The sequence below is a fragment of the Paenibacillus silvestris genome (assembly GCF_009882985.1).
Lineage (GTDB): Bacteria > Bacillota > Bacilli > Paenibacillales > NBRC-103111 > Paenibacillus_E > Paenibacillus_E silvestris.
This window is the reverse complement of the sequence record NZ_WTUZ01000010.1, coordinates 378,185-404,352: the sequence shown is the minus strand read 5'-3', so window position 1 is coordinate 404,352 and position 26,168 is coordinate 378,185. Positions and strand designations below refer to the sequence as shown.

22 protein-coding genes and 1 pseudogene are annotated in these 26,168 nt (G+C 43.9%); all 23 read left to right on the top strand.

All coding sequences use genetic code 11. The annotated features are described in order from the left end of the window. The first annotated feature begins 37 nt into the window (after positions 1 to 37). The 23 genes and pseudogenes from GQF01_RS05225 (at position 38) to GQF01_RS36820 (ending at position 26,116) form a co-directional block, all read left to right on the top strand. Positions 38 to 289 (top strand): DUF3243 domain-containing protein, encoded by a 252-nt coding sequence (locus GQF01_RS05225; RefSeq protein ID WP_127450964.1) that lies wholly within the window; start codon positions 38 to 40, stop codon positions 287 to 289. A gap of 116 nt (positions 290 to 405) precedes the next feature. Further along, the gene (locus tag GQF01_RS05220; protein WP_161405796.1) at positions 406 to 1,233 is read left to right on the top strand and encodes a hypothetical protein; all 828 of its coding nucleotides are present in this window, start codon (positions 406 to 408) and stop codon (positions 1,231 to 1,233) included. Between the two features lie 120 nt (positions 1,234 to 1,353). After that, on the top strand, positions 1,354 to 2,097 hold the full coding sequence (locus GQF01_RS05215) for a DUF3388 domain-containing protein (protein ID WP_407945395.1): 744 nt from the start codon (positions 1,354 to 1,356) through the stop codon (positions 2,095 to 2,097). A gap of 49 nt (positions 2,098 to 2,146) precedes the next feature. Then, entirely contained in the window at positions 2,147 to 3,025 is an 879-nt protein-coding gene (locus GQF01_RS05210; protein ID WP_161405794.1) for a helix-turn-helix domain-containing protein, read from the top strand. A gap of 146 nt (positions 3,026 to 3,171) precedes the next feature. Then, complete coding sequence (locus GQF01_RS05205) at positions 3,172 to 3,663, top strand: YajQ family cyclic di-GMP-binding protein (protein WP_161405793.1); 492 nt, start codon at positions 3,172 to 3,174, stop codon at positions 3,661 to 3,663. Between the two features lie 127 nt (positions 3,664 to 3,790). Continuing rightward, positions 3,791 to 5,119 (top strand): 30S ribosomal protein S12 methylthiotransferase RimO, encoded by a 1,329-nt coding sequence (gene rimO / locus GQF01_RS05200; RefSeq protein ID WP_161405792.1) that lies wholly within the window; start codon positions 3,791 to 3,793, stop codon positions 5,117 to 5,119. Further along, positions 5,116 to 5,703 carry a CDP-diacylglycerol--glycerol-3-phosphate 3-phosphatidyltransferase gene (gene pgsA, locus GQF01_RS05195; protein ID WP_145656341.1) on the top strand — a complete coding sequence of 196 codons (588 nt, stop codon included), beginning with the start codon at positions 5,116 to 5,118 and terminating at the stop codon, positions 5,701 to 5,703. The genes rimO and pgsA overlap by 4 nt, the downstream gene beginning before the upstream one ends. A 41-nt stretch (positions 5,704 to 5,744) precedes the next feature. Continuing rightward, the gene (locus GQF01_RS05190) at positions 5,745 to 6,995 is read left to right on the top strand and encodes a competence/damage-inducible protein A (protein WP_161405791.1); all 1,251 of its coding nucleotides are present in this window, start codon (positions 5,745 to 5,747) and stop codon (positions 6,993 to 6,995) included. A 171-nt stretch (positions 6,996 to 7,166) separates the two neighbouring features. Further along, the gene (recA, locus tag GQF01_RS05185; RefSeq protein ID WP_161405790.1) at positions 7,167 to 8,213 is read left to right on the top strand and encodes a recombinase RecA; all 1,047 of its coding nucleotides are present in this window, start codon (positions 7,167 to 7,169) and stop codon (positions 8,211 to 8,213) included. 78 nt (positions 8,214 to 8,291) lie between these two features. After that, the gene (locus GQF01_RS05180) at positions 8,292 to 8,987 is read left to right on the top strand and encodes a regulatory protein RecX (RefSeq protein ID WP_161405789.1); all 696 of its coding nucleotides are present in this window, start codon (positions 8,292 to 8,294) and stop codon (positions 8,985 to 8,987) included. Positions 8,988 to 9,374: 387 nt separating this feature from the next. After that, positions 9,375 to 10,913 (top strand): ribonuclease Y, encoded by a 1,539-nt coding sequence (gene rny / locus GQF01_RS05175; RefSeq protein ID WP_161405788.1) that lies wholly within the window; start codon positions 9,375 to 9,377, stop codon positions 10,911 to 10,913. Between the two features lie 118 nt (positions 10,914 to 11,031). After that, a complete protein-coding gene (locus tag GQF01_RS05170; RefSeq protein ID WP_161405787.1) occupies positions 11,032 to 11,826 on the top strand; it encodes a TIGR00282 family metallophosphoesterase in 795 nt (264 codons plus the stop codon). 112 nt (positions 11,827 to 11,938) lie between these two features. Then, positions 11,939 to 12,199 (top strand): stage V sporulation protein S, encoded by a 261-nt coding sequence (locus tag GQF01_RS05165; RefSeq protein ID WP_028558349.1) that lies wholly within the window; start codon positions 11,939 to 11,941, stop codon positions 12,197 to 12,199. 125 nt (positions 12,200 to 12,324) lie between these two features. Continuing rightward, the gene (locus GQF01_RS05160; protein WP_161405786.1) at positions 12,325 to 13,266 is read left to right on the top strand and encodes a dipeptidase; all 942 of its coding nucleotides are present in this window, start codon (positions 12,325 to 12,327) and stop codon (positions 13,264 to 13,266) included. A gap of 205 nt (positions 13,267 to 13,471) precedes the next feature. After that, on the top strand, positions 13,472 to 15,220 hold the full coding sequence (locus GQF01_RS05155) for a 2-oxoacid:acceptor oxidoreductase subunit alpha (protein ID WP_161405785.1): 1,749 nt from the start codon (positions 13,472 to 13,474) through the stop codon (positions 15,218 to 15,220). Then, entirely contained in the window at positions 15,208 to 16,074 is an 867-nt protein-coding gene (locus GQF01_RS05150) for a 2-oxoacid:ferredoxin oxidoreductase subunit beta (protein WP_161405784.1), read from the top strand. Before GQF01_RS05155 ends, GQF01_RS05150 begins: the two co-directional genes overlap by 13 nt. Positions 16,075 to 16,168: 94 nt before the next feature. After that, the gene (pduL, locus tag GQF01_RS05145) at positions 16,169 to 16,738 is read left to right on the top strand and encodes a phosphate propanoyltransferase (RefSeq protein WP_161405783.1); all 570 of its coding nucleotides are present in this window, start codon (positions 16,169 to 16,171) and stop codon (positions 16,736 to 16,738) included. Between the two features lie 156 nt (positions 16,739 to 16,894). Continuing rightward, the gene (gene miaB / locus GQF01_RS05140; RefSeq protein ID WP_407945394.1) at positions 16,895 to 18,364 is read left to right on the top strand and encodes a tRNA (N6-isopentenyl adenosine(37)-C2)-methylthiotransferase MiaB; all 1,470 of its coding nucleotides are present in this window, start codon (positions 16,895 to 16,897) and stop codon (positions 18,362 to 18,364) included. A 29-nt stretch (positions 18,365 to 18,393) separates the two neighbouring features. After that, positions 18,394 to 18,861, top strand: a complete 468-nt coding sequence (locus tag GQF01_RS05135; RefSeq protein ID WP_161405781.1) for a RicAFT regulatory complex protein RicA family protein — start codon at positions 18,394 to 18,396, stop codon at positions 18,859 to 18,861. 116 nt (positions 18,862 to 18,977) lie between these two features. Next, positions 18,978 to 19,712, top strand: a complete 735-nt coding sequence (locus GQF01_RS05130; protein ID WP_161405780.1) for a phosphonate ABC transporter ATP-binding protein — start codon at positions 18,978 to 18,980, stop codon at positions 19,710 to 19,712. Continuing rightward, positions 19,709 to 20,194: a low molecular weight protein-tyrosine-phosphatase gene (locus GQF01_RS05125; protein WP_161405779.1), complete on the top strand. Its 486-nt coding sequence runs from the start codon at positions 19,709 to 19,711 to the stop codon at positions 20,192 to 20,194. Before GQF01_RS05130 ends, GQF01_RS05125 begins: the two co-directional genes overlap by 4 nt. 250 nt (positions 20,195 to 20,444) lie before the next feature. Continuing rightward, a pseudogene (locus GQF01_RS36825) lies at positions 20,445 to 22,670 on the top strand (family 43 glycosylhydrolase); the annotation flags it as partial. 8 nt (positions 22,671 to 22,678) lie between these two features. Further along, a complete protein-coding gene (locus tag GQF01_RS36820; RefSeq protein WP_328803421.1) occupies positions 22,679 to 26,116 on the top strand; it encodes a family 43 glycosylhydrolase in 3,438 nt (1,145 codons plus the stop codon). The last annotated feature ends 52 nt before the right edge of the window (positions 26,117 to 26,168 follow it).

Genomic DNA, 26,168 nt, shown 5'->3' with positions numbered 1-26,168 from the left:
ATAACCATCTCTCATAACTCAAAGGAGGCTTCTTACAATGGCTACAGTACTTAAAGTATTTGACAAGTGGAAAGAGTTCCTGGCTGAACGTGTTAGTCAAGCTGGACATGCAGGGATGAGTGACGAAACCATCTCGAAACTCGCTTTTCAAATTGGTGAATTCCTAGCTGATAAAGTTGATCCGGAAAATGAGCAGGAACGTGTGCTCAAAGAGCTGTGGGATGCTGGGGATGAGCAGGATAAGCGTACGCTTGCCCGCCTCATGGTAAAATTAGTGGACAAAGGTTAATAAGCGTTTTACAATTCAATAGGGTACTATGTGAAAGCCTCCTTCTTTCGGAGGCTTTTGCACGCTTTCTTAGGTAGAAAGGAATCGAATTTATGATCATTAAACGTTCTATGCTTATGATTTTGCTCTTATCTTTCATTATTGCTGGTTGTGGAAATCGAGGAATTCCTGTCATTAAACAGGAGTTATTGGATAAGAAATTGTCTGTCTTGATGCTTTCGAGCGTTAATTTATCTCCAACCGCCAAGCAGTCCGTAGGGAGTGCACTCCAAAAGTGGCGGGATGCCAATTATATTGCTTATGATTGGATTAACGACTTGAGTGCCGTGGATGATCGTGTGCTCACGAAATTGAAAGCAAGCTCGTACGATTACATATATGTTATCGGCAACGATTTGTTCCCATCGGCAAATGGGGTGATTCAGCAAGGCCTAAATCCGGGTAAATGGACATTATTACAGAGTCAGTTGGATGTGAACGGGAATGCGAGTTCAGCCATTGACCAAGCTGCTTTATTGCAAATTGATTCTCAGCAAGTTGATAACTTGAAGAATCAGTGGATTCAAAATCTCCTAGCTCAGAATGTCACTGTGGAGTGGCTAACGCGAAGCGATCGCCCAATTCCATCTGCATGGGCACCTTCGGAAGAAGCGGATCATATTGTTTTGCTTGACAATAATGAACAATGGTTCCAACAATTAGCCTTCCAAACAAGACAGCATTTTGCAACTTGGATTATTTTCTATTCTCCCGCAACAGAAGCGCAGCTGCAGAAAGCAAAAACGCTAGGCGTATCTGCAATTGATGTCTCAAATTCATTATCTGCTGAGCTTAACTGGCCACAAATTCTAGATAATCGACTGCTTACAATGACGAATAAGTCATGGCAGAAAGGTCCCTTGAATTATAATGAAAAAGAGCTTACAGAACTTAAAATGAAATAAATTAATGCCGGATTACAGAAGGAAATTGGCGAAATTTGTAGAATTTATTTAAAGAGCTAATAAAAGGAACGTTACAGATATTGCGATGAGGTGGAAGGATTGGACGTTAAAGAATGGTATATGGAGTATAAGATTCACAAAAACCGTCCCGGGTTATTAGGGGATATCGCTTCCTTAATGGGGATGTTGGATATTAATATTGTGACCATTAACGGTGTTGAAGATCGTACGCGTGGTATGCTTCTTCAAACCAATGATGAAGAAAAAATTGACTTAATGGGTAAAATGTTGAGAAAAGTAGATAATATTACTATTACGGCATTGCGTCCCCCTAAGCTCGTTGATATTTTGGCTGTTCGTCATGGTCGTTATATTGAACGCGATTCGGATGATCGCAAAACATTCCGTTTTACACGAGATGAGCTAGGGTTATTGGTTGATTTCCTCGGTGAGGTTTTCAAGAGGGATGGTAACCATGTAATTGGGCTTCGCGGCATGCCTCGCGTTGGCAAGACGGAGTCGATTATTGCAGGAAGTGTTTGTGCCAACAAACGTTGGACATTCGTCTCATCCACTCTACTTAGACAAACGGTTCGCAGTCAATTATCTGAAGACGAGATGACCCCTAATAATGTTTTCATTATTGACGGAATCGTTTCCACCATTCGATCGAATGAGAAGCATCATAGCCTTTTACAGGATATTATGGCAATGCCTTCGACGAAGGTAATCGAGCATCCGGATATATTTATTCGCGAATCTGAATACACTTATAATCACTTTGATTATATTATTGAGCTTCGTAACAGTCCTGATGAGGAAATCAATTATGACTCATTTACGTACACGTCCGAACCATTTTAGGGTTTGTAACGTCATTAACTAATAAGATTCCCGTGAGGAGGTGACCATTATGTCTGATCTTGGATACATTTTACGCAAGACACGATTGGAAAGAAAGATCTCGCTTGACGATTTGCAAGAAGTTACGAAAATTCGTAAACGCTACCTTGAAGCCATTGAAGAAGGAAACTATAAAGTGCTGCCAGGAAGCTTTTATGTCCGAGCTTTTATCAAAAGCTATGCAGAAGCAGTAGGGCTGGATCCAACGGAAGTGCTGAATATGTACCAAACAACGAATCCTTCTCCAGTCGTGGAAAAGCCGGTAGTAGAAACGATTCGCAAGAATCGAACGAGTGTTCGTAACACGGAGAAAATGAGCCGTTGGGCTTCAAGCGTCATGTTTATTTGTTTTATTTTGCTCATTTTCGGAATTGTGTACTATTATACATATAAGAACTACAAGGGAACACCGGCAGGGGAAAAGCCTTCTCAAACGCAGTCTCCGAGAATTACGGATACCACGAATCCCGGGGCAGGAACGACTCCGACTACTTCAACGAATGCTTCCAGTGAAGGTAAAGTGGAACCTCTTCCGACCCCAACACCGGCACCAACACCAACGCCACCAGCGGTACAGGTTAAATTTAGCAGCAATGAAAAAGGTGTAGATAACTACATAATTACAGGTACTGCGAATTTGAACATTCAGATGAAAATAAACGGTTCCTGCTGGATTCGAGTTGATGCTCTAACAGATGGGGGCGGCAAGGACATGTTAAGACAAAAGCTTTACAAAGCAGGCGATACGGACGCCTTTGATTTGACAAGTTCCGCCTATCTGAATGTTGGGGCAGCAAGCGCCCTAGAGCTTACTGTGAATGGCACCGTGGTTCCAGTTGGTGATACGCCTAATCCAAAGCGTGTACAGCTGAACTTGCAAAAAAACTAGCATTTTGGCAGTTCCTGCGCTTTCCCGGGTAATGAATTCATTTCCTCAAGAGACATCCTAAGCCGAGGGGCTGCGGGATGTTTCTTTTTATAAAACTTCTTGCTATAATGCTATTGTATTTTGATGGAAAGGGTGTTTGGTCTAAGATGAGTTCAGAAAGTTCGTTTGATATTGTATCCAAGGTGGATATGCAGGAGTTGAATAACGCTATTCAGCAGGCGGAAAAAGAGATTGCAACCCGCTTTGATTTTAAAGGCAGCAAAAGCAGTATCAAGCTGGATAAAGATCAATTAGTCGTTACTTCCGATGACGAGTTTAAGCTTCAGAATGTCCTTGATATTCTGCATGCCAAAATGACGAAACGCGGGATCTCGATCAAAAATCTCGAGTACAGCAAGGTAGAACCAGCTGCCAGCTCAACGGTAAGACAGAAAATCAGCATGAAACAAGGTGTCGATCAAGAGAATTCGAAAAAAATCAACATCCTGATTCGTGATTCTAAGCTTAAGGTGAAAACGCAAGTACAAGGCGATCAAATTCGGGTAACCGGCAAGAGCCGCGATGATTTGCAGGCTGTTATCGCTCTGCTGCGCAAGGCCGATATTCCTCTTGACTTACAATTTGTAAATTTAAAATAGGCATACATACTATGTTATTGAATGAGAAGCCCCCTGTAGCAAGGGGGTTTTTACATTTTGACACCCTATAGGGCTTGTATTATACTTGTATGGAGTGTTTTTAGGACTATTGGAGGTTGTTTCTTTCATGACAGAAAAGGTTAAAGTAGTTACCCTCGGATGCGAGAAGAATATGGTCGATTCCGAGATTATGGCTGGATTAATACATGGGCGTGGTTTTCAGCTTGTAGATAACAAGGAAGATGCCACTGTCATTATCGTGAACACTTGCGGGTTCATTGATGCAGCGAAAGAAGAATCCGTGAATACAATTTTGGATATGGCAGAACTGAAAGAAACAGCAAATCTCAAAGCGCTTATCGTATCCGGCTGCTTAACACAGCGTTACAAAAAGCAACTGCTCGATGAGATGCCAGAGATTGATGGAATCGTGGGAACGGGAGATTTTGATAAAATCAATCATATCGTTGACGAGGCGCTGCGCGGGAAGAGACCGGTTCTTGTTGGGAATCCGGTATTTAACTATGATGCAGACCTGCCAAGGCTTGTTACAACGCCTAGATATACAGCGTATGTGAAAATCGCCGAAGGCTGTGATAATGCCTGCACATTCTGCAGTATTCCAATCATGCGCGGAAGTTTCAAGAGCAGAAGCATGGATTCCATTGTAGCAGAAGTAGCGAACCTGGCTTCACAAGGCGTGAAAGAGATTAGCTTAATTGCTCAGGATTCTACGAATTATGGCACGGATTTATATGATAGCTTCATGCTTCCTACGCTTTTGAATAAAGTGAGTGAAGTAGAAGGTATTGAGTGGGTACGCCTGCACTATGCTTATCCTGGCTTCTTTAGTGACGAGTTAATTGAAGTGATGGCGACGAACCCGAAAGTGTGTAAATACATTGATATGCCTCTTCAGCACAGCGAAGATTCCATTCTTAAACGTATGCGTAGACCTGGCCGTCAAAAGGATACCCGTGAGTTGGTTCGTAAAATTCGCGAATCGATCCCGGATGTTGCGCTTCGGACTTCACTTATTGTAGGTTTCCCAGGAGAAACGGAAGAAGATTTCGAGAATTTGAAGCAATTTGTTCGTGATGTTCAGTTCGATCGTCTAGGTGTGTTTGCATATTCCAAAGAAGATGATACACCAGCAGCACGTTTGCCGAATCAAGTACCTGATGAAGTGAAAGAGTATCGTGCGAATGCGATCATGGAAATCCAAAGAGAAATTTCGAATATCCGCGGCGGACGCCGTATCGGTCAAGAAATCGATGTGTTGATTGAACGGTACGATGGTAGAAGTGACGTTTATATTGGGCGTTCTCAATTTGATGCTCCAGAGATCGATGGAGAAGTATTCGTATCGAATGGTAAGCTTACGATCGGTGAACTAGCCAAAGTTCGCATTACCCACTCTTATGAGTTTGACTTATCTGGGGAGGTAATTGCATGAACCTGGCCAACCGCATCACCGTGGCGAGGATTTTACTAGTACCAATCATCATGTTTTTCCTGTTGATTAAGGTGAAATTTCCTCATATACGGATAGAGGAGTTTAGCATTACGTATAATCAAATTATTGCTGCATTGATTTTCATTATTGCAGCGAGTACAGATAGTTTAGATGGTTATATTGCCAGAAAACGCAATTTAGTAACCAATTTAGGCAAGCTGCTTGATCCCTTGGCGGATAAGCTGCTTGTTACAGCTGTGCTCGTTTCACTAGTGGAAATGGATAAAGTAGATGCTTGGATTGTCATAGTCATAATCAGTAGAGAATGGGCTGTAACAGGTCTTCGCCAAATTGCTCTGCTGGAGGGCACTGTGATGGCGGCTAGTAAGTGGGGAAAAGCAAAGACGGCAGCTCAGATTACAGCCATCATAGCGCTACTTATCAATAATTTTCCGTTTACGTTTGTGGACTTCCCTTTTGATGTAATAGCAAGTTGGGCAGCGGCCATCATTACGGTCTACTCAGGAATCGAGTATTTTGTGAAAAATAAACATGTGATAGACTTTTCAGAAAAGACACAATAGGGCAACCTATTGGTTTTTTTCTATTCTAGGAGGATGCTTGAATGAAAGCAGAAATCGTTGCTGTTGGAACAGAGCTCTTGCTTGGACAAATCGTAAATACAAACGCTCAATTTATTTCCAGAGAGTGCGCTGCGATTGGCGTGGACATTTATTTCCAGACGGTAGTTGGCGATAATGAACAGAGACTGCTAGCAAGCCTCAAGTTAGCCGCCTCCAGAGCCGATGTCGTCATTTGTACAGGTGGACTGGGACCAACACAGGATGACCTAACCAAAGATGTCTTAGCGGCGTACGTAGGCCGTCAGTTGATCCTTCATGAACCGTCGATGAACGCGATTACCCAAATGTTTCAATCTCGCGGGATACATATGGTCGAAAGCAACAGGCGCCAAGCGTTAATGCTCGAGGGCAGCGATCCTTTACATAACGAAACAGGGTTAGCGGTAGGCGTTGCCTTCACGTTTGAAGGGACACATTTCATTCTTCTTCCTGGACCGCCAAAAGAAATGAAGCCCATGTTTACCAAATATGCGATTCCTTGGTTGCGGACGATGATGAAAGATGAAGTTCCGCTGTACTCCAAAATGCTCAAGTTTGCCGGCATCGGTGAATCTAATTTAGAGCATCAATTAATTGACTTGATTCATGCCCAATCGGATCCGACCATAGCTCCATATGCCAAAGAAGGCGAAGTGACGATTCGGTTAACGACTCGTGCGCATTCCGCAGAAGAAGGCGAAAGCAAACTATTTGCGACTGAGCAAGAAATTAGAAACCGTTTAGGTCAGCATATTTATGCGGATCAAGACGTTCCGATTGAAACAGTTGTTGTGAAAATGCTGGAAGAACGCAAGTTGTCACTTGCTGTAGCAGAGAGCTGTACAGGTGGTTTGCTCAGTGATTTAATCACTTCTATCCCAGGCAGTTCCAATTCTTTTCTGGGGGGAATTATCTGTTATTCCAATGCGCTAAAACATAAGCTTCTCGGTGTTCCGATGGAGATACTGGAAGGAGAAGGTGCTCCAGGTGCTGTTAGCAGCGAGACAGCGGTCATTCTAGCGGAAAGTTTGCTAACGAGTACCGGAAGTGACTTCGGCATCTCCGTTACCGGCGTAGCGGGTCCTGGCACGTCTGAAGGCAAGCCTGTTGGGCTTGTTTATATCGGCTTTGCGCAAAAAAATGCAGAAACTGAGGTCATTACGCTGCAGCTTTCGGGTAACCGGGAATCGATTAAACACAGATCCGCGAAGAGCGCTCTCTACCACCTTTGGAAGCAGTTGAAAGAAAGCTAGAGTTCGCATATAATGAGAGAAGTGTTAACGGAAGAACCGTAACAAAGCGATAACTTTGTTGCGGTTTTTTGTTTGTTCGCGAAAAAGTCGAATGTATGTTCGAAAAAGTACTTGGCAAACACCCCGAAACAAGTTATCATATACCTATAATGATAGAAGGAAGTGAGTGTTTTGACAGACCGTCGCGCAGCACTTGATAATGCATTACGACAAATTGAGAAACAGTTCGGTAAAGGCTCCATCATGAAGCTTGGAGAGTCAACGCATATGCAAGTTGAAACGATTTCAAGCGGAGCATTAGCCCTTGATATTGCTCTTGGAATAGGTGGATTCCCACGCGGAAGAATTATTGAAGTATATGGACCTGAATCCTCAGGTAAAACAACAGTAGCTTTACATGCGATCGCTGAAGTTCAAAAGGTTGGCGGACAAGCTGCATTTATCGATGCAGAGCACGCCTTGGATCCTTCTTATGCAAGTAAGCTGGGCATTAACATAGATGAGCTGTTGCTTTCTCAACCAGATACAGGTGAGCAAGCCCTTGAGATCGCTGAAGCCCTTGTAAGAAGCGGCGCGGTAGATATTATCGTTATTGACTCTGTAGCGGCACTAGTACCTAAAGCAGAGATCGAAGGCGAAATGGGAGATTCACACGTGGGTCTGCAAGCACGTTTGATGTCTCAAGCACTTCGTAAGCTTTCAGGTGCGATCAACAAATCGAAGGTTATTGCGATTTTCATTAACCAACTGCGTGAGAAAGTCGGCGTTATGTTTGGAAACCCGGAGACAACCCCTGGTGGTCGTGCACTGAAGTTCTACTCTTCTGTCCGACTGGATGTTCGTCGTATAGAAACCATCAAGCAAGGGAATGACATGGTCGGTAACCGTACGAGAATTAAGGTCGTTAAGAATAAAGTAGCGCCTCCGTTCAAACAGGCGGAAGTGGATATTATGTACGGTGAGGGAATTTCACGCGAAGGCAGTATCATTGATATCGGGACAGAGATGGATATCGTGAACAAAAGCGGAGCATGGTATTCCTACGAAGGCGAGCGCTTAGGCCAAGGCCGTGAAAATGCCAAGCAATTCTTGAAAGATAACAAAGCCATTGCGGAAACAATCGAACAAAGAATCCGTGGAAACAGCAATTTGATTGTTGCTGTTGGGCCAAATCTTGACGAAGAAGAAGACGATGAATTAGAAGCAGCTTTCGAGTAAGATTCGAATATATCATATCGTGAAAGCACCTTAACCCTTAGGTTAGGGTGCTTTCGTGCATGAAAGGGGCTAGAAAGCTTGGAGCAGGAACAGGAAGAACAACAGATTTCCATTATCACATTAGTGGAGAAGCAGAAGCGGGGAAGGCACCGCTATAATATATTTTTGAATGAAGAGTACGCTTTTTCCGTACATGAAGACATTCTAGTTAAGCATCGGTTAGCCAAAGGAGAGAGCGTCCAGCTACAAGAGTTAGAGAAGATCATTCAAGATGAAGAACGGAATAATGCTTATATTAAAGCTATACGCGTTATTGGCCGGCGACCGCACTCATCGAGCGAATTGAAACGCAAACTCAAAGAATCAGGTTATGAACCTCTCATTATTGACTGGGTCATTGAGAAATTAGCCTCACAAAAATATCTTAATGATGAAGAATTTGCTAAAATGTGGACGGACAGTCGGATCATTTCTCAAAAGAAAGGTCGTAACCTTGTTCGTCAAGAGCTACAGCAAAAAGGCATCGACAAAGAGTTCGTTAAACATGCCATGGAGAACATCAATCCTGAGGATGAAATAGCTGGAGCGATGAAAATTGCGCAAACGAAATGGAAGCAAACCTCAGGCGAAACTTTTGATAAGAAAAGAAAGACGGCTGCCTTTCTAATGCGTAGAGGATTCACGGGAGCTGTCGTGACTAAGGTATTAGGACAGTTAAGCAGCGGGTCGAGTGATGAGGACTTTGAGATTCTTGAGGATGACTTCGATGATTAATATTGTTAAATATTGACTGTAATTAGTTAATATCATGAAGGAATAAAGGAGTATGGAGTTGGGCATGATGATCTTCTCATGGACTATCGCTTGACAAGCTTCTTCGACAAAAGATAAAATAACAGTGTATATTTTCATAATGTATTCAAAATCATACTAATTTCATTGATTTTGAGAGGACAGATGTAAAAACCGCCAATTTTTACACTGTTGATTATGGATTATTAGCACTAGAGTGCCTCTAACGCACAGTGCGCATTCATTTAAAAGCCATACTCTTTTTATTTTAGAGTATGTATGACTAGCCAAACAATTAAAAATCGGATTAAAAAACCGAACGGAATCCCAGGCTAACACCTTGGAGAAACCAACGAGGAGGTGAACAAGATGACTTTCATCTGGATCGCGATCATTCTCATTGTTGGAGCTGCATGCTTAGGGATTGGTTATTTTATCCGTAAATCTCTTGCAGAAGCGAAAATTTCCAGTGCTGAAACAGCCGCTGAGCAGATTAGAGAAGCTGCTAAGAAAGAAGCAGAAGCACTGAAAAAGGAAACGGTTCTGGAAGCGAAGGACGAAGTACACAAACTTAGGTCCGAAGCTGAAAAAGACATTCGTGAGCGTCGGAATGAAATTCAACGACAAGAAAGACGACTGTTACAAAAAGAGGAATCGCTGGATAAAAAATTAGAATCTCTCGAGCGTAAAGAAGAGCAAGTTGCCAACAAAGAGAAGCGGATCGAGGATACACAAAATCAAATTGATCAGCTTTATAAAAGCCAGGTTTCGGAGTTAGAGCGTATCTCAGGACTAACAATGGAAGAAGCGAAAAGCATTATTCTTACCAATGTTGAGCAGGAAGTACGACACGAAACTGCACAGCTTATTAAAGAAATCGAACAACAGGCCAAAGAAGACGGCGATAAGAAAGCCCGTGAGATCATCACGCTCGCCATCCAACGTTGTGCCGCAGATCATGTTGCTGAAACGACAGTTTCAGTTGTTTCATTGCCAAATGAAGAAATGAAAGGCCGGATTATCGGTCGTGAGGGACGTAATATCCGTGCACTAGAAACATTAACGGGTATTGACCTTATTATTGATGACACGCCAGAAGCAGTTATTTTATCTGGATTTGATCCAATTCGTCGCGAAATTGCTCGTACATCCCTAGAGAAGCTTGTTGCAGATGGTCGTATTCATCCAGCACGTATTGAAGAGATGGTTGAGAAATCCCGTAAAGAAGTGGATGAACGAATCCGCGAATATGGGGAGCAAGCCACGTTTGAAGTTGGAGTTCACGGATTGCATCCTGATTTGATCAAAATTTTAGGTCGACTGAAATTTAGAACAAGTTATGGTCAAAACGTGTTGAAGCATTCCATGGAAGTAGCTTATCTGGCTGGTCTGATGGCCGGGGAGCTCGGGGTAGACGTAACTTTGGCGAAACGTGCCGGGCTGCTTCATGACATCGGTAAGGCGCTTGACCACGAGGTTGAAGGATCTCATGTCGAAATCGGTGTTGAGATTGGTAAGAAGTACAAGGAGCATCCAGTCGTCATTAACAGTATTGCTTCCCATCATGGCGATGTAGAAGCAACGTCAGTTATTGCGATGTTAGTCGGAGCAGCAGATGCCTTATCCGCGGCGAGACCTGGAGCACGCAGGGAAACGCTCGAAACATATATTAAGCGTCTAGAGAAGCTCGAAGAAATCTCGGAATCTTTTGAAGGTGTTGAGAAATCATACGCCATTCAAGCAGGCCGTGAAGTACGTGTTATGGTTCAACCTGAGAAAGTGGATGATACCGAAGCGTTCCGCCTAGCCCGCGATATTACCAAAAAAATCGAGGGTGAACTCGATTATCCAGGACATATTAAGGTTACGGTCATTCGTGAAACACGAGCTGTTGAATACGCTAAATAAGAGTAACCAATGCGAAAAGTGGCTGATACAGCCACTTTTCCTTATTTTATAGGCAGATCGGTCGGTTATATCCTAACCTTCCACGCATCTACGTTAATAAAGGAGCTATAAATTTGTTATGAAAATTGTATTTATTGGAGATATTGTTGGATCCGTTGGACGTAAAGCGCTTAAAAATGTCATGCCTCGTTTAAAGCAAGCACATCCTCATGCCGTGTTCATTGCCAACGGAGAGAACGCTGCTGCGGGGAAAGGGATAACATCAGCCATAGCCAAAGAAATCTATGAGATGGGCATTCAGGCCCTTACAATGGGCAATCATACATGGGATCAAAAAGAAATCTTCGATTTTATCGATCGGGACGAGAAAATGGTTCGTCCAGCCAACTTTCCACCAGGCACGCCAGGTAGGGGACATACAGTCATAAAAGTGAAAGATCAGGAACTGCTGATCATCAATTTACAAGGGCGCACGTTCTTGCCGCCAATCGATTGTCCGTTCCGCAAAGTGGACGAAATTCTTGAAGCAGATAAGAAAAAGCACAAATTTATATTTGTAGATTTCCATGCTGAAGCAACTTCTGAGAAAATTGCAATGGGTTGGCATTTGGACGGTAAAGTATCGGCTGTCGTAGGTACACATACACATGTGCAAACGAATGATAATCGCGTATTGCCGCAAGGTACAGCTTATGTGACAGATGTAGGGATGGTAGGTCCACGCGATGGCATCTTGGGTGTGGAGCGAAATGCTGTGCTTCAGAAATTCAAAACTCAGCTGCCCGTAAGATTCGTTACAGATGAAGGGAAATGGCATTTCCATGCTGTTGTTATAGAATTGAATGATCAAACAGGTCAAGCGAAAGCTATCCAGCTGATTCGCTACGATGAAGATCAAGTTTTCATGGATTAATCGTTATTCAGAAAATTTAGAGTATTTAGATGAAAGAGAATGTCATGTTTGTGCTGCCTCGAGAATATGATGATTAATGGAACTATCCATCATTCCCGAGGAGGTACTATTCATGGATGTATTAAAAGTTTCAGCAAAATCCAACCCAAACTCCGTTGCAGGTGCTTTGGCAGGTGTGTTGCGTGAGCGCGGGGCGGCTGAGCTCCAAGCGATCGGTGCAGGCGCCTTGAACCAAGCCATCAAAGCAGTAGCGATCGCAAGAGGATTTGTGGCGCCCAGCGGAGTTGACTTAATTTGTGTACCAGCCTTCACAGATATCGTGATTGACGGGGAAGATCGGACGGCCATTAAATTAATCGTTGAGCCGAGGTAATGAACGTAACCATACATATTAATGCACGCAGCCTGTTTACGTTGTAGACAGGTTTTTTATTCTACCCCAAAACCTCTGATAAGAGGTTTTTGTCTTGTTTAGCGATAGATAAGGAGGCTGGATGGATGAAGATCATGGATGGTCATTGCGATGCGTTAACAAAACTGTATGTGAATCCAAAGCTCGATTTTGGCAAGGAAGATCAGGAACTGGATGTCAGTTATCCGAGATTAAAGCATGCGGGTGTTAAGGTGCAGTGTTTTGCCATTTATTTATCCGACTCTATCCAGCAACCGACATTTGATCATATCTTGCAGATGGTTGATATTTTTCAAAGGAAAATTGTAAGTCATTCAGGCATGAGGTTTATTCAACATGTGAGGGACTGGCATGAAGTAGAAGCTGGGGATCAAATTGGCGCAATTCTGACACTTGAAGGTGTGGATGCTTTAGGGGGCAACTTGACCCATTTAAGAATCCTATACCACCTAGGTGTACGAAGTGTAGGATTAACTTGGAACTACGCGAATTGGGCTGCAGACGGTGTAATGGAGCCTAGAAAAGGCGGTTTCACAAGAAAAGGCAAACTCATGTTAAGAGAATTAGAAACTATGGGTATAATAGCAGATGTGTCACACTTATCGACTACGGCATTTTGGGAAATGGTTGAGGTTTATCACAAACCTTTTATTGCTTCCCACTCCAATGCTCAGAAAATTTGTCCCCATCCAAGAAATTTATCAGACGATCAAATTAAAGCTATCATTCAATGTCAGGGACAAATTGGCCTTACGTTTGTGCCTTACTTCGTCGATAGCATGAATCTGGCTGTTCCTATCGCTGGTTTGCTTAAACATATTGATCACGTCTGCTCGTTAGGGGGAGAGAGACAAATTGGTTTTGGATCGGATTTTGATGGGATTGAGCAGTGGATCAAAGGGTTAAGACATGCGGGCCAATACGAAAATTTAATAGAGGCGCTATGCAAAAACTATAAGGAAGCACAAGTAGAAGCATTTCTGTTTGGAAATTGGCGCAATTTCATGCTCGGGAACCTGCCGAAATGAAAAATGAAAATCGATCTAATATTGATATGGATTCAATCTAAAAACTCTATCTTTTAGAATCGTTGGTACCCCTTGCATTTTGCTCCATAAAGGCATAGAATTTGGTTGACAAGTGAAAGAATTTTTTTATTGCATTATCTATCTTACTAAACAATTGAGCTTTTAATGTCTTCGAGCAGCTACAATCAAAAGGAGTGGACGTACGGTGATTAGTCAGTTATCTTGGAAAATCGGAGGTCAACAGGGTGAAGGGGTCGAAAGTACTGACCGTATCTTCTCTACTGCATTGAACCGTCTCGGTTACTATTTGTATGGGTACCGTCATTTCTCTTCACGGATTAAGGGGGGACATACAAATAACAAGATTCGCATCAGCACCAAGCCGATTCGCGCAATTTCAGATGATTTGGACATTCTGGTTGCATTTGACCAGGAAAGTATCGATTTCAACGCTCACGAGCTTCGTGACAATGGTGTAATCGTTGCAGATGCCAAATTTAACCCTGTTTTACCTGAAGGAATCAAAGCACGTCTGTTTCCAGTTCCCATTACTGCAATTGCAGAAGAACTAGGAACATCTCTATTTAAGAACATGGCCGCATCAGGAGCCTCTTGGGCATTGCTCGGTTTGCCGCTTGATGTGTTTAATAAAGCTGTTGAAGAAGAGTTCGGTCGTAAAGGCGCAGCTGTCGTTGAGAAAAACATTGAGGCTGTTCGCAAAGGTGCTGAATCCGTACTTGAATTGGCTGGCGGCCCAATCGCTGACTTCCAATTAGAGCCGGCTGACGGCATGCAAAAATTGTTCATGATCGGTAACGATGCAATCGCACTGGGAGCTGTAGCTGCTGGCTGCCGTTTCATGCCTGCATATCCGATTACACCTGCTTCCGAGGTAATGGAATACTTGATCAAAGCACTTCCTAAATTCGGCGGTACAGTTATCCAAACCGAAGATGAGATCGCAGCTTGCACAATGGCAATCGGCGCTAACTACGCTGGTGCTCGTGCACTGACAGCTTCTGCTGGTCCTGGTCTGTCCTTGATGATGGAAGCAATTGGCTTGGCGGGTATGACGGAAACTCCGGTTGTTATCGTTGATACGCAACGCGGCGGTCCAAGTACAGGTCTACCAACGAAACAAGAGCAATCCGATTTGAACGCAATGGTATACGGTACACACGGTGAAATCCCGAAAATCGTATTGTCCCCTAGCACAATTGAAGAGTGCTTCTATGATACAATTGAAGCTTTCAACCTGGCTGAGAAATACCAATGCCCAGTTATTCTGATGACAGATCTTCAGCTTTCCTTGGGTAAACAATCCGCTGAAATGCTGGACTACAACCGTATCGTAATCGATCGCGGTGCTCTGGTAACAGAAGCTCCTGAGCTAGAAGCTAATCAATTGTTCAAACGTTACGAGTTCACTGAGAATGGCGTTTCTCCACGTGTCATCCCAGGCGTAAAACATGGTCTTCACCATGTAACTGGGGTAGAGCATGACCAAACAGGTCGTCCTTCTGAGAGCACAGAGAATCGTCAAAGAATGATGGATAAACGTCTTGAGAAGTTGAAACACATTCAAGTAACAGATGCGATCAAAGCAGATGCTCCTCACGAGAACCCAGATCTTCTGATTATCGGTATGGGATCCACGGGTGGAACAATTGATGAAGCAAGACGCCGCGTTGAACAAGAAGGTATCAAAACGAACCACGCGACTGTACGCTTGATTCATCCGTTCCCAGCTGAACAGCTGAGACCGCTTGTTGAAAAAGCAAAAACGGTAATCGTTGTTGAAAACAACGCGACAGGTCAATTGGCTGATCAAATTAAACTGCATGTTGGTCATGCAGATAAAATTAAAAACGTTCTGAAGTACAACGGTAATCCGTTCCTTCCAGCAGAAATCGAACAAAAATGTAAGGAGTTGACTTTAGCATGGCAACATTAAAAGACTTTCGTAACAATGTAAAGCCAAATTGGTGTCCAGGATGCGGAGACTTCTCCGTACAAGCAGCTATTCAACGTGCAGCGGCTAATGTTGGTTTGGAGCCTGAAGGTTTAGCAATCGTATCCGGTATTGGTTGTTCCGGACGTATCTCCGGTTACATCAATGCTTATGGTTTCCACGGTATCCATGGTAGATCTCTACCAATCGCACAAGGTGTGAAAATGGCAAACCGCGACCTTACAGTCATTGCTTCCGGTGGTGACGGAGATGGCTTCGCAATCGGTATGGGTCACACGGTACACGCGATTCGTCGTAACATCGATGTTACTTATATCGTTATGGATAACCAAATCTACGGTTTGACGAAAGGTCAAGCATCTCCACGTAGTGCGGAAGGCTTCAAAACGAAAAGTACACCACTAGGTACAATTGAGTCTGCTATTTCTCCTTTAGAAGTAGCTATGGCTGCTGGTGCAACATTCGTAGCACAATCTTTCTCCAGTAACTTGAAACAGTTAACAGCTGTTATCGAAGCTGGTTTGAACCACAAAGGGTTCTCCTTGATCAACGTTTTCAGCCCATGCGTAACTTTCAACAAAGTTAACACGTATGATTGGTTCAAAGAAAACATTGTTGACCTGGATGAAATTCCGGACTATGACTACACAAATCGCGTAATGGCAATGACCAAAATCATGGAAACAAACTCCATGTTGACAGGTATCATTTACCAAAACAAAGATAAAAAGAGCTATGAAAATTCAATCCCAAGTTTCGCTAAAGAAGGACTATCGAAACAAGATCTTCAACTTTCAGAAGCAGACTTCAACAAAATGCTCACTGAATTCAAATAATGGGTTGACCTTGAGGGCATATGGAGATAATCCGTATGCCCTTTTTGCTGAGCGGCAATACTGACAACTATACTAATTCAAAGGATGATATCGCATGAAAACAGTTCCCGTTGGAGTATCAGCTAGACATATTCACCTATCTGAGGCGCATATTGCCATTTTGTTCGGAGAAGGGTACGAGCTGAAGGAATTTAAAGAGCTCTCACAGCCTGGCCAATTTGCAGCCCAAGAAACAGTGACGATCGTTGGGCCTAAAAACAAGATGGAGAAAGTGAGAATTCTCGGTCCAGCACGACCATTTACCCAAATTGAAATTTCACGCACAGATGCCTTTTCATTAGGTGTTAACCCGCCGGTACGTGAATCAGGCCATATCGACCAAACACCTGGTCTCCGCGTAATTGGCCCAGCAGGTGAAGTAGAACTTGAGCAAGGTGTGATTGTAGCAGCCAGACATATCCATTTCCACACATCAGATGCAGACAAATGGGGCATTCAAGATAAACAATTGCTGCGCGTCAAAGTAAATGGCGAAAGACCGTTGATTTTTGAAAATGTAGTTGCCCGCGTATCCGAACAGTTTGCTTTGGACATGCACATTGACACGGATGAGGGAAATGCAGCGGGTGTCAAAACAGGAGATGTAGCAGAAATTCTTGACTAGATCAAGAAAGCTATTTGGACGGTTGTACACCGTCATACCAATTTCCTTTTGTACTAAATAGGCATGTGATGTTATAATAAAAGTTGCGTAATTATTTGTGAATTACGTAAGTTTTACCAACGCAAACTCGTAGGAGGAACGAAAGTGGCTAACCAAGTGAAATCCGACAAGGATTATTCTCAATATTTTCAGCCTCCTTCACTGTCAGATGCTAAGAAGCGCGGAAAAGAAGAAATCGCCGTTCACTATGACTTCCATATCCCTGAGGACATGCAGGGGTTCGGCAAAGATAAATATTATTTGATTCGCACTTACGGATGCCAGATGAATGAGCATGATACAGAAGTAATGAGGGGCTTGCTTGAACAAATGGGTTATCAGACGACGGAAGACAAGTACCAAGCAGATGTCATTCTGTTGAATACTTGTGCGATCCGCGAAAATGCGGAGGATAAAGTGTTCGGTGAGCTAGGACACTTGAAGGCTCTTAAAGCACAGAAGCCAGGACTTGTTCTTGGGGTTTGTGGCTGCATGTCGCAAGAAGAAGCTGTCGTCAATCGGATTATGCAGAAGCATGCTTTTGTTGACTTGATTTTTGGAACACACAACATTCATCGTTTGCCTGGCTTATTGAAAGATGCTTTCTACAACAAAGAAATGGTTGTTGAAGTATGGTCCAAAGAAGGCGACATTGTCGAAAACTTACCGAAGAAGCGGGAAGGAATCCGTGCTTGGGTGAACATCATGTTCGGCTGCGACAAATTCTGTACATACTGCATCGTTCCCTATACACGCGGCAAAGAGAGAAGTCGCAGACCGCAGGATGTACTTGCTGAAGTGAGGGATCTAGCACATCAAGGGTTTCAAGAAATTACGTTGCTTGGACAAAACGTCAATGCTTATGGCAAAGACTTTGAAGATATTACTTACTCCTTCGCTAATTTGATGGATGATATCCGTAAAATTGACGTTCCAAGGATTCGATTTACAACTTCGCATCCAAGAGATTTTGATGACGACTTGATCGAAGTTTTAGGCAAACGGGGCAATTTAGTCGAACATATTCATCTGCCAGTACAAGCCGGGAATACCGAAGTGCTGAAACGGATGAGCAGAAAGTATTCCAGAGAGCATTATTTGCAGCTAGCCAGCAAAATTAAAGCGACGATGCCGGATGTCGTCCTGACTACGGATATAATCGTTGGTTTCCCTGGGGAGACCGATGAGCAGTTCGATGAAACAATGTCTTTATACGAAGAAGTAGGATTCGATTTCGCGTTTACATTCATTTATTCGCCGCGCGAAGGCACACCTGCTGCTGGAATGGAAGATAATGTTCCGATGGAAGTAAAGAAACAGCGCTTGTATCGTTTGAATGAGCTCGTGAATGCTCACAGTAAAGCGAGTAACGAGAAATTGCTTGGACAAACGGTCGAAGTACTCGTTGAAGGCGAAAGTAAGAATAACGCTGATGTCCTTGCCGGGCGCACACGAACGAACAAGTTGATTCATTTCACCGGTTCCAAAGAGCTAATCGGGCAAATGATCGATGTACAAGTGACGCATGCGCAAACATGGATTTTGAAGGGTGAAATTGTTCAGAAGCCCTTGAAATTATCCATTTAATATCTTTCTTAATATAGATAGGAGTGTGAATGAAAGTGTCCCAATGTGATCACCAACATGATAACCAGCCTCATGCTTTTAAAGTTGAGGAATTTACGAATACGGAAATGATCGTTCGCGAAGATATTTTGGACAAAGCCAAAGAACTGGCTACTTTGTTGACTACTTCGAATGAAGTACAGTTCTACCAAAAGGCTGAGAAGCAAATCGCTACAAACCCGGATATTCAAGTTTTAATTGGCTCCATCAAAAAGAAACAAAAAGAGATTGTTGCGTTCCAGACATTTAAAAATGAGAAAATGGTTCAAAAGATTGAGAATGAGATTGAAGTTCTGCAAGATGAATTAGACGGAATTCCAATTGTAAGTGAGTTCAAACAAACACAAGATGACATTAACTATTTACTACAGCTGGTGATGTCGGTCATTCGTGATACGATTTCTGATAAAATCAATGTAGAAGCAGGAACTTCAGAAGCACCGACATCTTGTGACTAAGATGACAGATGACTTCCCGTGGGTTAGCGAGAATCGCCCTCAATTCAGGCCTTAGCTTGATGTGAGCGGCGATTTTTTCCAAAGGGACCAATAGGAAACATGAAGGAGAGATTGTCATGCTTACCGTACGTAATCTAAGTAAAGTATATCCGCCAGACAATCAAGTGCTTTCTCAAGTTAGCTTTCAAGTAGATCAAGGTGAATTTATTGCTGTTATTGGAAGTAGCGGAAGTGGCAAAACAACCTTACTGCGCTGTATCAGTCATCAAGAAAAGTGGACAAGCGGCCAGCTGATCTATAACTCCAATGATATCTCCAAACCCGGGCCATGGGAGCGCTTTAAACTAGGAAAGGACTTCGCTTTCTTAGAAGAGAAACCTGCGCTGAATCGAAATAAAAGCGCTGTCAAAAATGTGATGATGGGCAGAGTGTTTCAAGCGCCATTACGAGTTATTACAGGCATGACATCCAGAGATGAGCATGTAGACAGCATGGATTATTTAGAAAAGGTTGGTCTGCTTGATAAAGGGGACAAGAAGGTTGGTCAGCTTAGTGGCGGTGAGCAGCAGCGTGTGGCAATCGCCAAAGCTTTGATCCTTGGACCTAAAGTGCTTGTTGCTGATGAGCCAGTTTCTGGACTCGATCCGAAATCCACGGAGTACATTCTTCAGGATTTGAAATCACTATGTAAAGATAGGAATATGAGTGTAATTGCTACGCTGCATAAGGTAGAATTAGCAGAGCGATTCGCAACACGTATCTGGGGCGTTGCAGAGGGTAGAATTGTGCTCGACATCCCTGCTAGATCGTTAACGATGCGTGAGAAAAAGCTTATATTTGGTGAAGTATGATCCAGGTCTTATTCGTATGTTTGGGAAATATTTGTCGTTCTCCTATGGCAGAGGCTGTTTTTCGTCACCAGGTGAAACAAGCTGGACTTGAACATGTCATTGCCATTGATTCAGCAGGTACAGGTGATTGGCATATCGGTCATCCGCCACACCAAGGTACAAGGGATATTTTAGATAAAAATCAGGTTGATTACAAAGGCATGCAAGCGAGACAGGTAAAATCGGATGATTTCGTACAATTTACTTATATCATCGCCATGGATGAGAGTAATGTTCAGAATCTAGCTGCTTTCGCACCTGAACCGATAGAGGCTGAGAAGCGCGCGTCAATTCACAAATTATTGGATTTTGCACCCGAGCGGAAGGATAAAAATGTGCCTGATCCGTATTATACGGGAAATTTCCAAGAAGTTTTTGAAATGGTTGAAGAGAGCTGCGCCAGTTTACTTACGTATATTGTGGATAAGGAACAACTTACATAAAGGCAGTAGAAATAAAGGTGAGATGAATTTGTTCTCTGCCTTAGAACAACGGAGCCCGCAATCCTGCGAGGCTCCTTTTTGGCTATTTTGCACGAAAAAATTGTAAAAACAAATAAAAAGACGGGAAAACGCAAATACAATTCCGAATTTTTGCTACATAATGTATCTTGTGATGGAAGAAATATAGGTAGTGACTGGAGGAAGAAGCTTGAAAAAAAGGTTGAACTGCATATCCAACAAGTTTCAAAAGATGGTATCTTCTGCCCTGATTGCCAGCATGGTTCTAACTTTCACAGCCCCTACGGAAGCAGTAGTGGCCGCAGGAGAGGAAACAATCTTGTACCAAGATGATTTCAACGATCTCAGTGCAGATGGGTGGACGACATATGGGGGCTCCTGGAATGCTTCAGACGGAGCCTACCATACCAGCAAAGGGGCAGGATTCAAGGCCATTGCAAACGGAACAACCTTCAGCAACTTTGCGTATGAAGCCGATATTTCCTTCAAAGATGGCATTAATTCGGATAATGCTGGACTCATTTTCAGAGTCACTAACCCAAGTGTCGGAGCGGATAATCTGCAAGGCTATTATGCGGGAATTACAGCAAATAATCTCGTTCAACTGGGGAAAATGAATAACAATTGGAAGGAACTAGCCTCCGCCCCTTTTACCGTTCAACAAAATAAAGTCTACCGTATGAAGGTGGAAGCCAAAGGTAGCAATATTGATATCTACATCGATGGCAATCGTGTACTTAGTGCTGTAGATTCCACGTTTGCTCAGGGCTCTATTGGAGTCAGGTCCTTTTGGACGAATGCGACCTATGACAATTTAAAGGTTACGGATCTAGGCGCAAGGGCTGTAGAGTCTATCTCCCTGAAGCAGAGTGCCATCACGTTAAAGGTTGACGAGAAAGAAACGCTTGTTCCTGAGTTTAAGCCGGCTGATGCAAGTAATCAGGAAGTATCCTGGAAGTCCAATAACTCTGATGTAGCAACTGTGGATAGCAATGGCGTTGTAACGGGGGTTAGAGAAGGACTTGCAACAATTACCGCAACCGCTAAGGATGGCGGAGCTACGGCATCTGCGGAAGTGACGGTTCAAGCCATTGCTTATTTTAAAAACCCGATCGTTCCTGTTTCCAACAGCGGCGGTGGTTCAGCGGATCCGAGCATTGTATTTAAAGATGGGTATTATTACTATGTTAAATCCAACAGAGATGCGTCCATATCGATTTCGAAGGCTAAAAGATTGCAGGATATCGGTTCAGTCCCCAGAGTGACGGTCTATTCGCCTCCAATCGGTCAACCCTATTCCAAAGAACTATGGGCGCCCGAGCTGCAATATCTGGATGGCAAATGGTACATCTACTTTGCAGCAGATGACGGTGCAAACGAAAATCATAGGATGTATGTACTGGAAGGAGATTCACAAGATCCGCAAGGGACGTTTACGTTAAAAGGTAAAATATCGGACAGTACGAATAAGTGGGCTATTGATGGAACCGTTCTTGTCAAAGACGATAATTCCAAATATTTTGTATGGTCAGGGTGGGAAGGCGATGCCAATGTGAAGCAAAGCATTTATATCGCTCCCATGAGCAATCCTTGGATGATCAGTGGTCCGAGAGTTCAAATCTCTACGCCAGATCAAGCCTGGGAGCGTATAGGTACTCCTTATATCAACGAAGGACCGGAAATTTTGAAAAAAGACGGTAAAATATGTATCGTATATTCCGCGAGCGGCAGTTGGACGGATGATTACACACTCGGCATGTTAAGCAATACGGATGGGAATGTATTGAACCCTGCATCCTGGAGCAAGTCTGGCCCTGTTTTCAGTAAAGTGCGACAGCCTACGGGCCTGGTCATAACACATTCACGACTTCGCCTGACGGCAAAGAGGATTGGATCGTGTATCACGCCGATCAATTCTCCGGTGGAAGCTGGGGAAATCGCAGTGTCCGAGCGCAAAAGTTTACTTGGAAGGAAGACGGTACTCCGAATTTCGGAACGCCTGCCCCATATGGCGCTTCCATGGAAGAGCCTTCTGGCACTCCGAATGTCATAAGATATAAATATGAAGCTGAACATGCACTCCTCGGCGGCTCGGCAATCGTAACTGCTTCTGATAATGCATCAGCAGATAAAGTAGTCGGTCATTTGGATCAACCTGGGAAAGATTACGTAGAATTCACGGTTGATGTCAAGGAAGCTGGCGATTACTCACTCATTGTCGTAGCAGACAATGGCACTGCCGGAGGTGCTTCTGCGCAGCAGGAGGTATCCGTAAATGGCGGTACGGGTCAGATGGTGACTTATAAAAACTTTGGTTGGAAAGGTTTTAATCCGGTATCAATGGATGTTAGCCTGCATGCAGGAACTAACAAGATCCGATTAACCAGCAAACTGAATTTTGCGCAACTGGATTACATCGTTCTTGAGCCTCTGGAGAAGAGTGACGTTTCTGTACCTGTAGCAAGTATTCAACTTGATACTCAAGCCGTGACGTTAGGTGCTGGAGAATCTGCTTCCTTAACAGCATCTGTCAGACCACTGATTGGAACGAACAAAACCGTCGTGGTGACTTCAACGGCGCCTGAAGTGGTAGCGGTTACACAAAACAGTAAAGATACAGCTACTGGAAGCACCATGCTGACCGTGAAAGGACTGAAAGCAGGTACGGCAACAATTCGAGTTGTTAGTGCCGATAATGGCTCAGTACTTAGTGAATGTAACGTTACTGTCCGTCAAACGCCTGGAGAACCGGATTTATCGAAGTTCACCGTTGATTCCTTTGATAGTGAGGTGCTCGACCCAGCATGGTCGATTTTCCAGGAAAGCAAAGGCAATTGGAGTTTGACGCAATCGCCGGGTTCAATGACGATTCATACGACGCCTACGGATGTCTACCAGGATAACAATAGTCAAAACAATGTATTCCTGAGAGATGTGCCGGCCGATGGTGATTTTGAAATCGTTACGAAAGTTACAGCACCTATTGCCTTAAATCATCAGCAGGGCGGCCTCTTTGTTTGGCAGGATGCGGATAATTTCGTAAAGCTTGCTCATGTCTATGCGAATGGGAAAATTATTGAAACCGCTTATGAGCTTGCCGGCAGTTACAAGAAACCAGGCAATGAAACGGCACATCCCGGCGTCGATACATTGACACTCAAAATTAAGAAGATGGGGAATGTCTATACGACCTATTATTGGGATGGATATGAGTGGATTCAGGCTTCCAATCCCGTCACTGCGAATTTAAAAAATATCAAAGTCGGATTATTCGCAAACAATATTGTTGCGACAAACAATCGGATAGATGCCCGTTTTGATTATTTCGCTGTCAGATCCATTCAGGGTGGGGTTGATCTTGATCAGAAGAAGTTGACACTTGAATCAGGGAAGACTTCCCAGCTCCACAACTTGGGAGCTAGCGGCGAAGAAGTGACTTGGAGCTCGAGCAATCCGGAGATCGCTTCCGTCAGCAGCAGCGGAGTAGTAACGGCATTATCGCCGGGCAGGGCGGTCATTGAAGCGGTATCAACTAGCGGCGACTTCCGCTCGCAAGCTACAGTTACGGTGCCGAACTCCGAGCCTGTACCAGAGATCCTATATACGAACGATTTTAGCGGATCGTCAGTTGAAGGATGGTCTACGTACGAAGGAAATTGGACCTTATCTAATGGAGAGTACGCGGTAAACAGCGGTCCCGGCTATAAAGCAGTGCTTAACAGCAAAAGTTTTACTGATTTCGTACTTGAAGGTGATGTGCAAATTACAAGTGGCAACGAAGCAGGATTCATTTTCAGAGCATCGAACGCTGCTAATGGTCCAGATCATGTAGACGGATACTACTTAGGAATTAATGCTTCAACGCAAACAGCCGTACTCGGACAAATGTCGAAAGGCCAGTGGCAAGAACTTGCTTCCAAGAAGCTACCAATCCTTGCGAATGAGTGGTACCATCTAAAGGTCGTTGCGAATGAAGATCACATTCAGGTTTATGTGAACGATAATCCGCTTAACGTCCATGGGTATCCGAAATTTGATTTGTTGGATGCATCGCATATGGCTACTGGAAACATAGGACTTCGCACATGGAATGCGGATGCCAGATTTGACAACATCAAAGTATCTTCCTATCACGAATCGATAACGGGGCCAACGTATACCAACTCCGTGTTGCCGAATATTGCGGACCCCTTCGTACTGCAGCATGACGGGAAGTATTATTTGTATGGGACGAATACCTCAACGGAGGCTAATAAGCCAAGGGGATTCAAAGTATACACCTCAAGCGATTTGGTTAATTGGTTGGAGCAAGATGAGTTGGCGTTAAAACAGTCTGATTCATGGGGGACCAGCGGCTTCTGGGCACCTGAAGTGGTGGAAAAAGACGGGACCTTCTACATGTACTATGTAGTCAATGAAAGGCTGGCAGTAGCCACAAGCAGCTCTCCTTTAGGGCCGTTCGTACAAGACGTCAAGCAGCCGATGCATCTGAACACGCCGGAAATCGATGCACATATTTATACAGATGATAATGGCAAAAAGTACATCTACTTCGTCAGGTTCAACCAAGGCAATGAAATTTGGATGGCTGAACTGAGTGAAGACATGAAGAGTATGAAGGAAGATACGATACAATTCGTCTTCCGAGCAACCCAAGATTGGGAACGCAGTCAAAAGCAGCCAGTTGCAAGTATTAACGAAGGACCGTTCATGATCAAGCATAATGGGACCTACTATTTGACATATTCCGGTAACCATTTCGAAAGCCCTGATTATGGCGTTGGTTATGCAACCGCTCCGACTCCAATGGGGCCATGGACGAAATATACGTATAATCCCATCATGAAATCCAACACAATTGTGCCGGGAGCGGGACATCATTCCTTGATCTATTCACCCGATGGTACGGAATTGTTTATGGTGTACCATACGCATTTCAAGGCTGGCACAACGGAACCGCGCAAACTTGCGATTGATCGTGTTCATTTTGTACCTCAAGCTAGCGGTATTGATGCGATGGAAGTGTGGGGACCGACCATTACTCCTCAGCTTAAGCCTTCCGCAGAGCAGACGACAGAGGAACCGGCAGCTACGTTAAAAGGGGCAAGCAGTGTGCAAGCTGGACACTCCTTCGAACTCATGTACGGCTTAAGCCATCTGAGTGTCACACAAAGTATTTATGCACAGGACATCACGGTCACATTCGATCCTGCAAAAGTAGAGTTTGTTGATGCAGAGCCCTCTCAGCAGGGAATAGCCATCGCCGGTAAAAACGAAATATCTGGTCGCGTGCGCATCTTGCTTGCGAACATAGGAGCAGGTAGTGCCACTCAAGCTGGTGGTGGTGATCAATTGAAACTCCGATTTAAGGCGAAATCTTCCTCTCAACCTGCCGTAATCGGGCTAACGAATGTGATCATTTCGAATGGCTTGGGGGAGGAAACCACACTCGGGAATGTATTCATGAGCATAGACATTCAAGCAGGGGATCGAGCAGCGCTGAGCGCCGCTATAGCATCAGCGCAAGCTAAATTTGATGCTGCAGTGGAAGGAAACGAAGTGAACCAATATCCTTTGGGATCCAAAGCTGTATTGCTGTCAGCGATCGACAAAGCAAACTCGGTTCTGAACAATCCGAATGCATCCCAACAGCAGATCGATCAAGCAGCAACAGAGCTTAATATCTCGCTGCAAGCCTTTATCGATTCGGTCAATACTACACATCCTAGTGATGTTAACAACGATGGGCACGTTGCGATCGGCGATCTTGGCATCGTGGCTGCTGCTTATGGAAAAACTTCCAATGATCCAAATTGGAGCGAGTACCGAAAGGCAGATATTAACGGTGATGGGAAAGTAGATATAAATGACTTGGCAGAGGTTGCTCGAATGATATTGAATTAACGTGAAAAAGGCGTGCAAATGGATAAAACCAATTTGCACGCCTTTTTCAGTA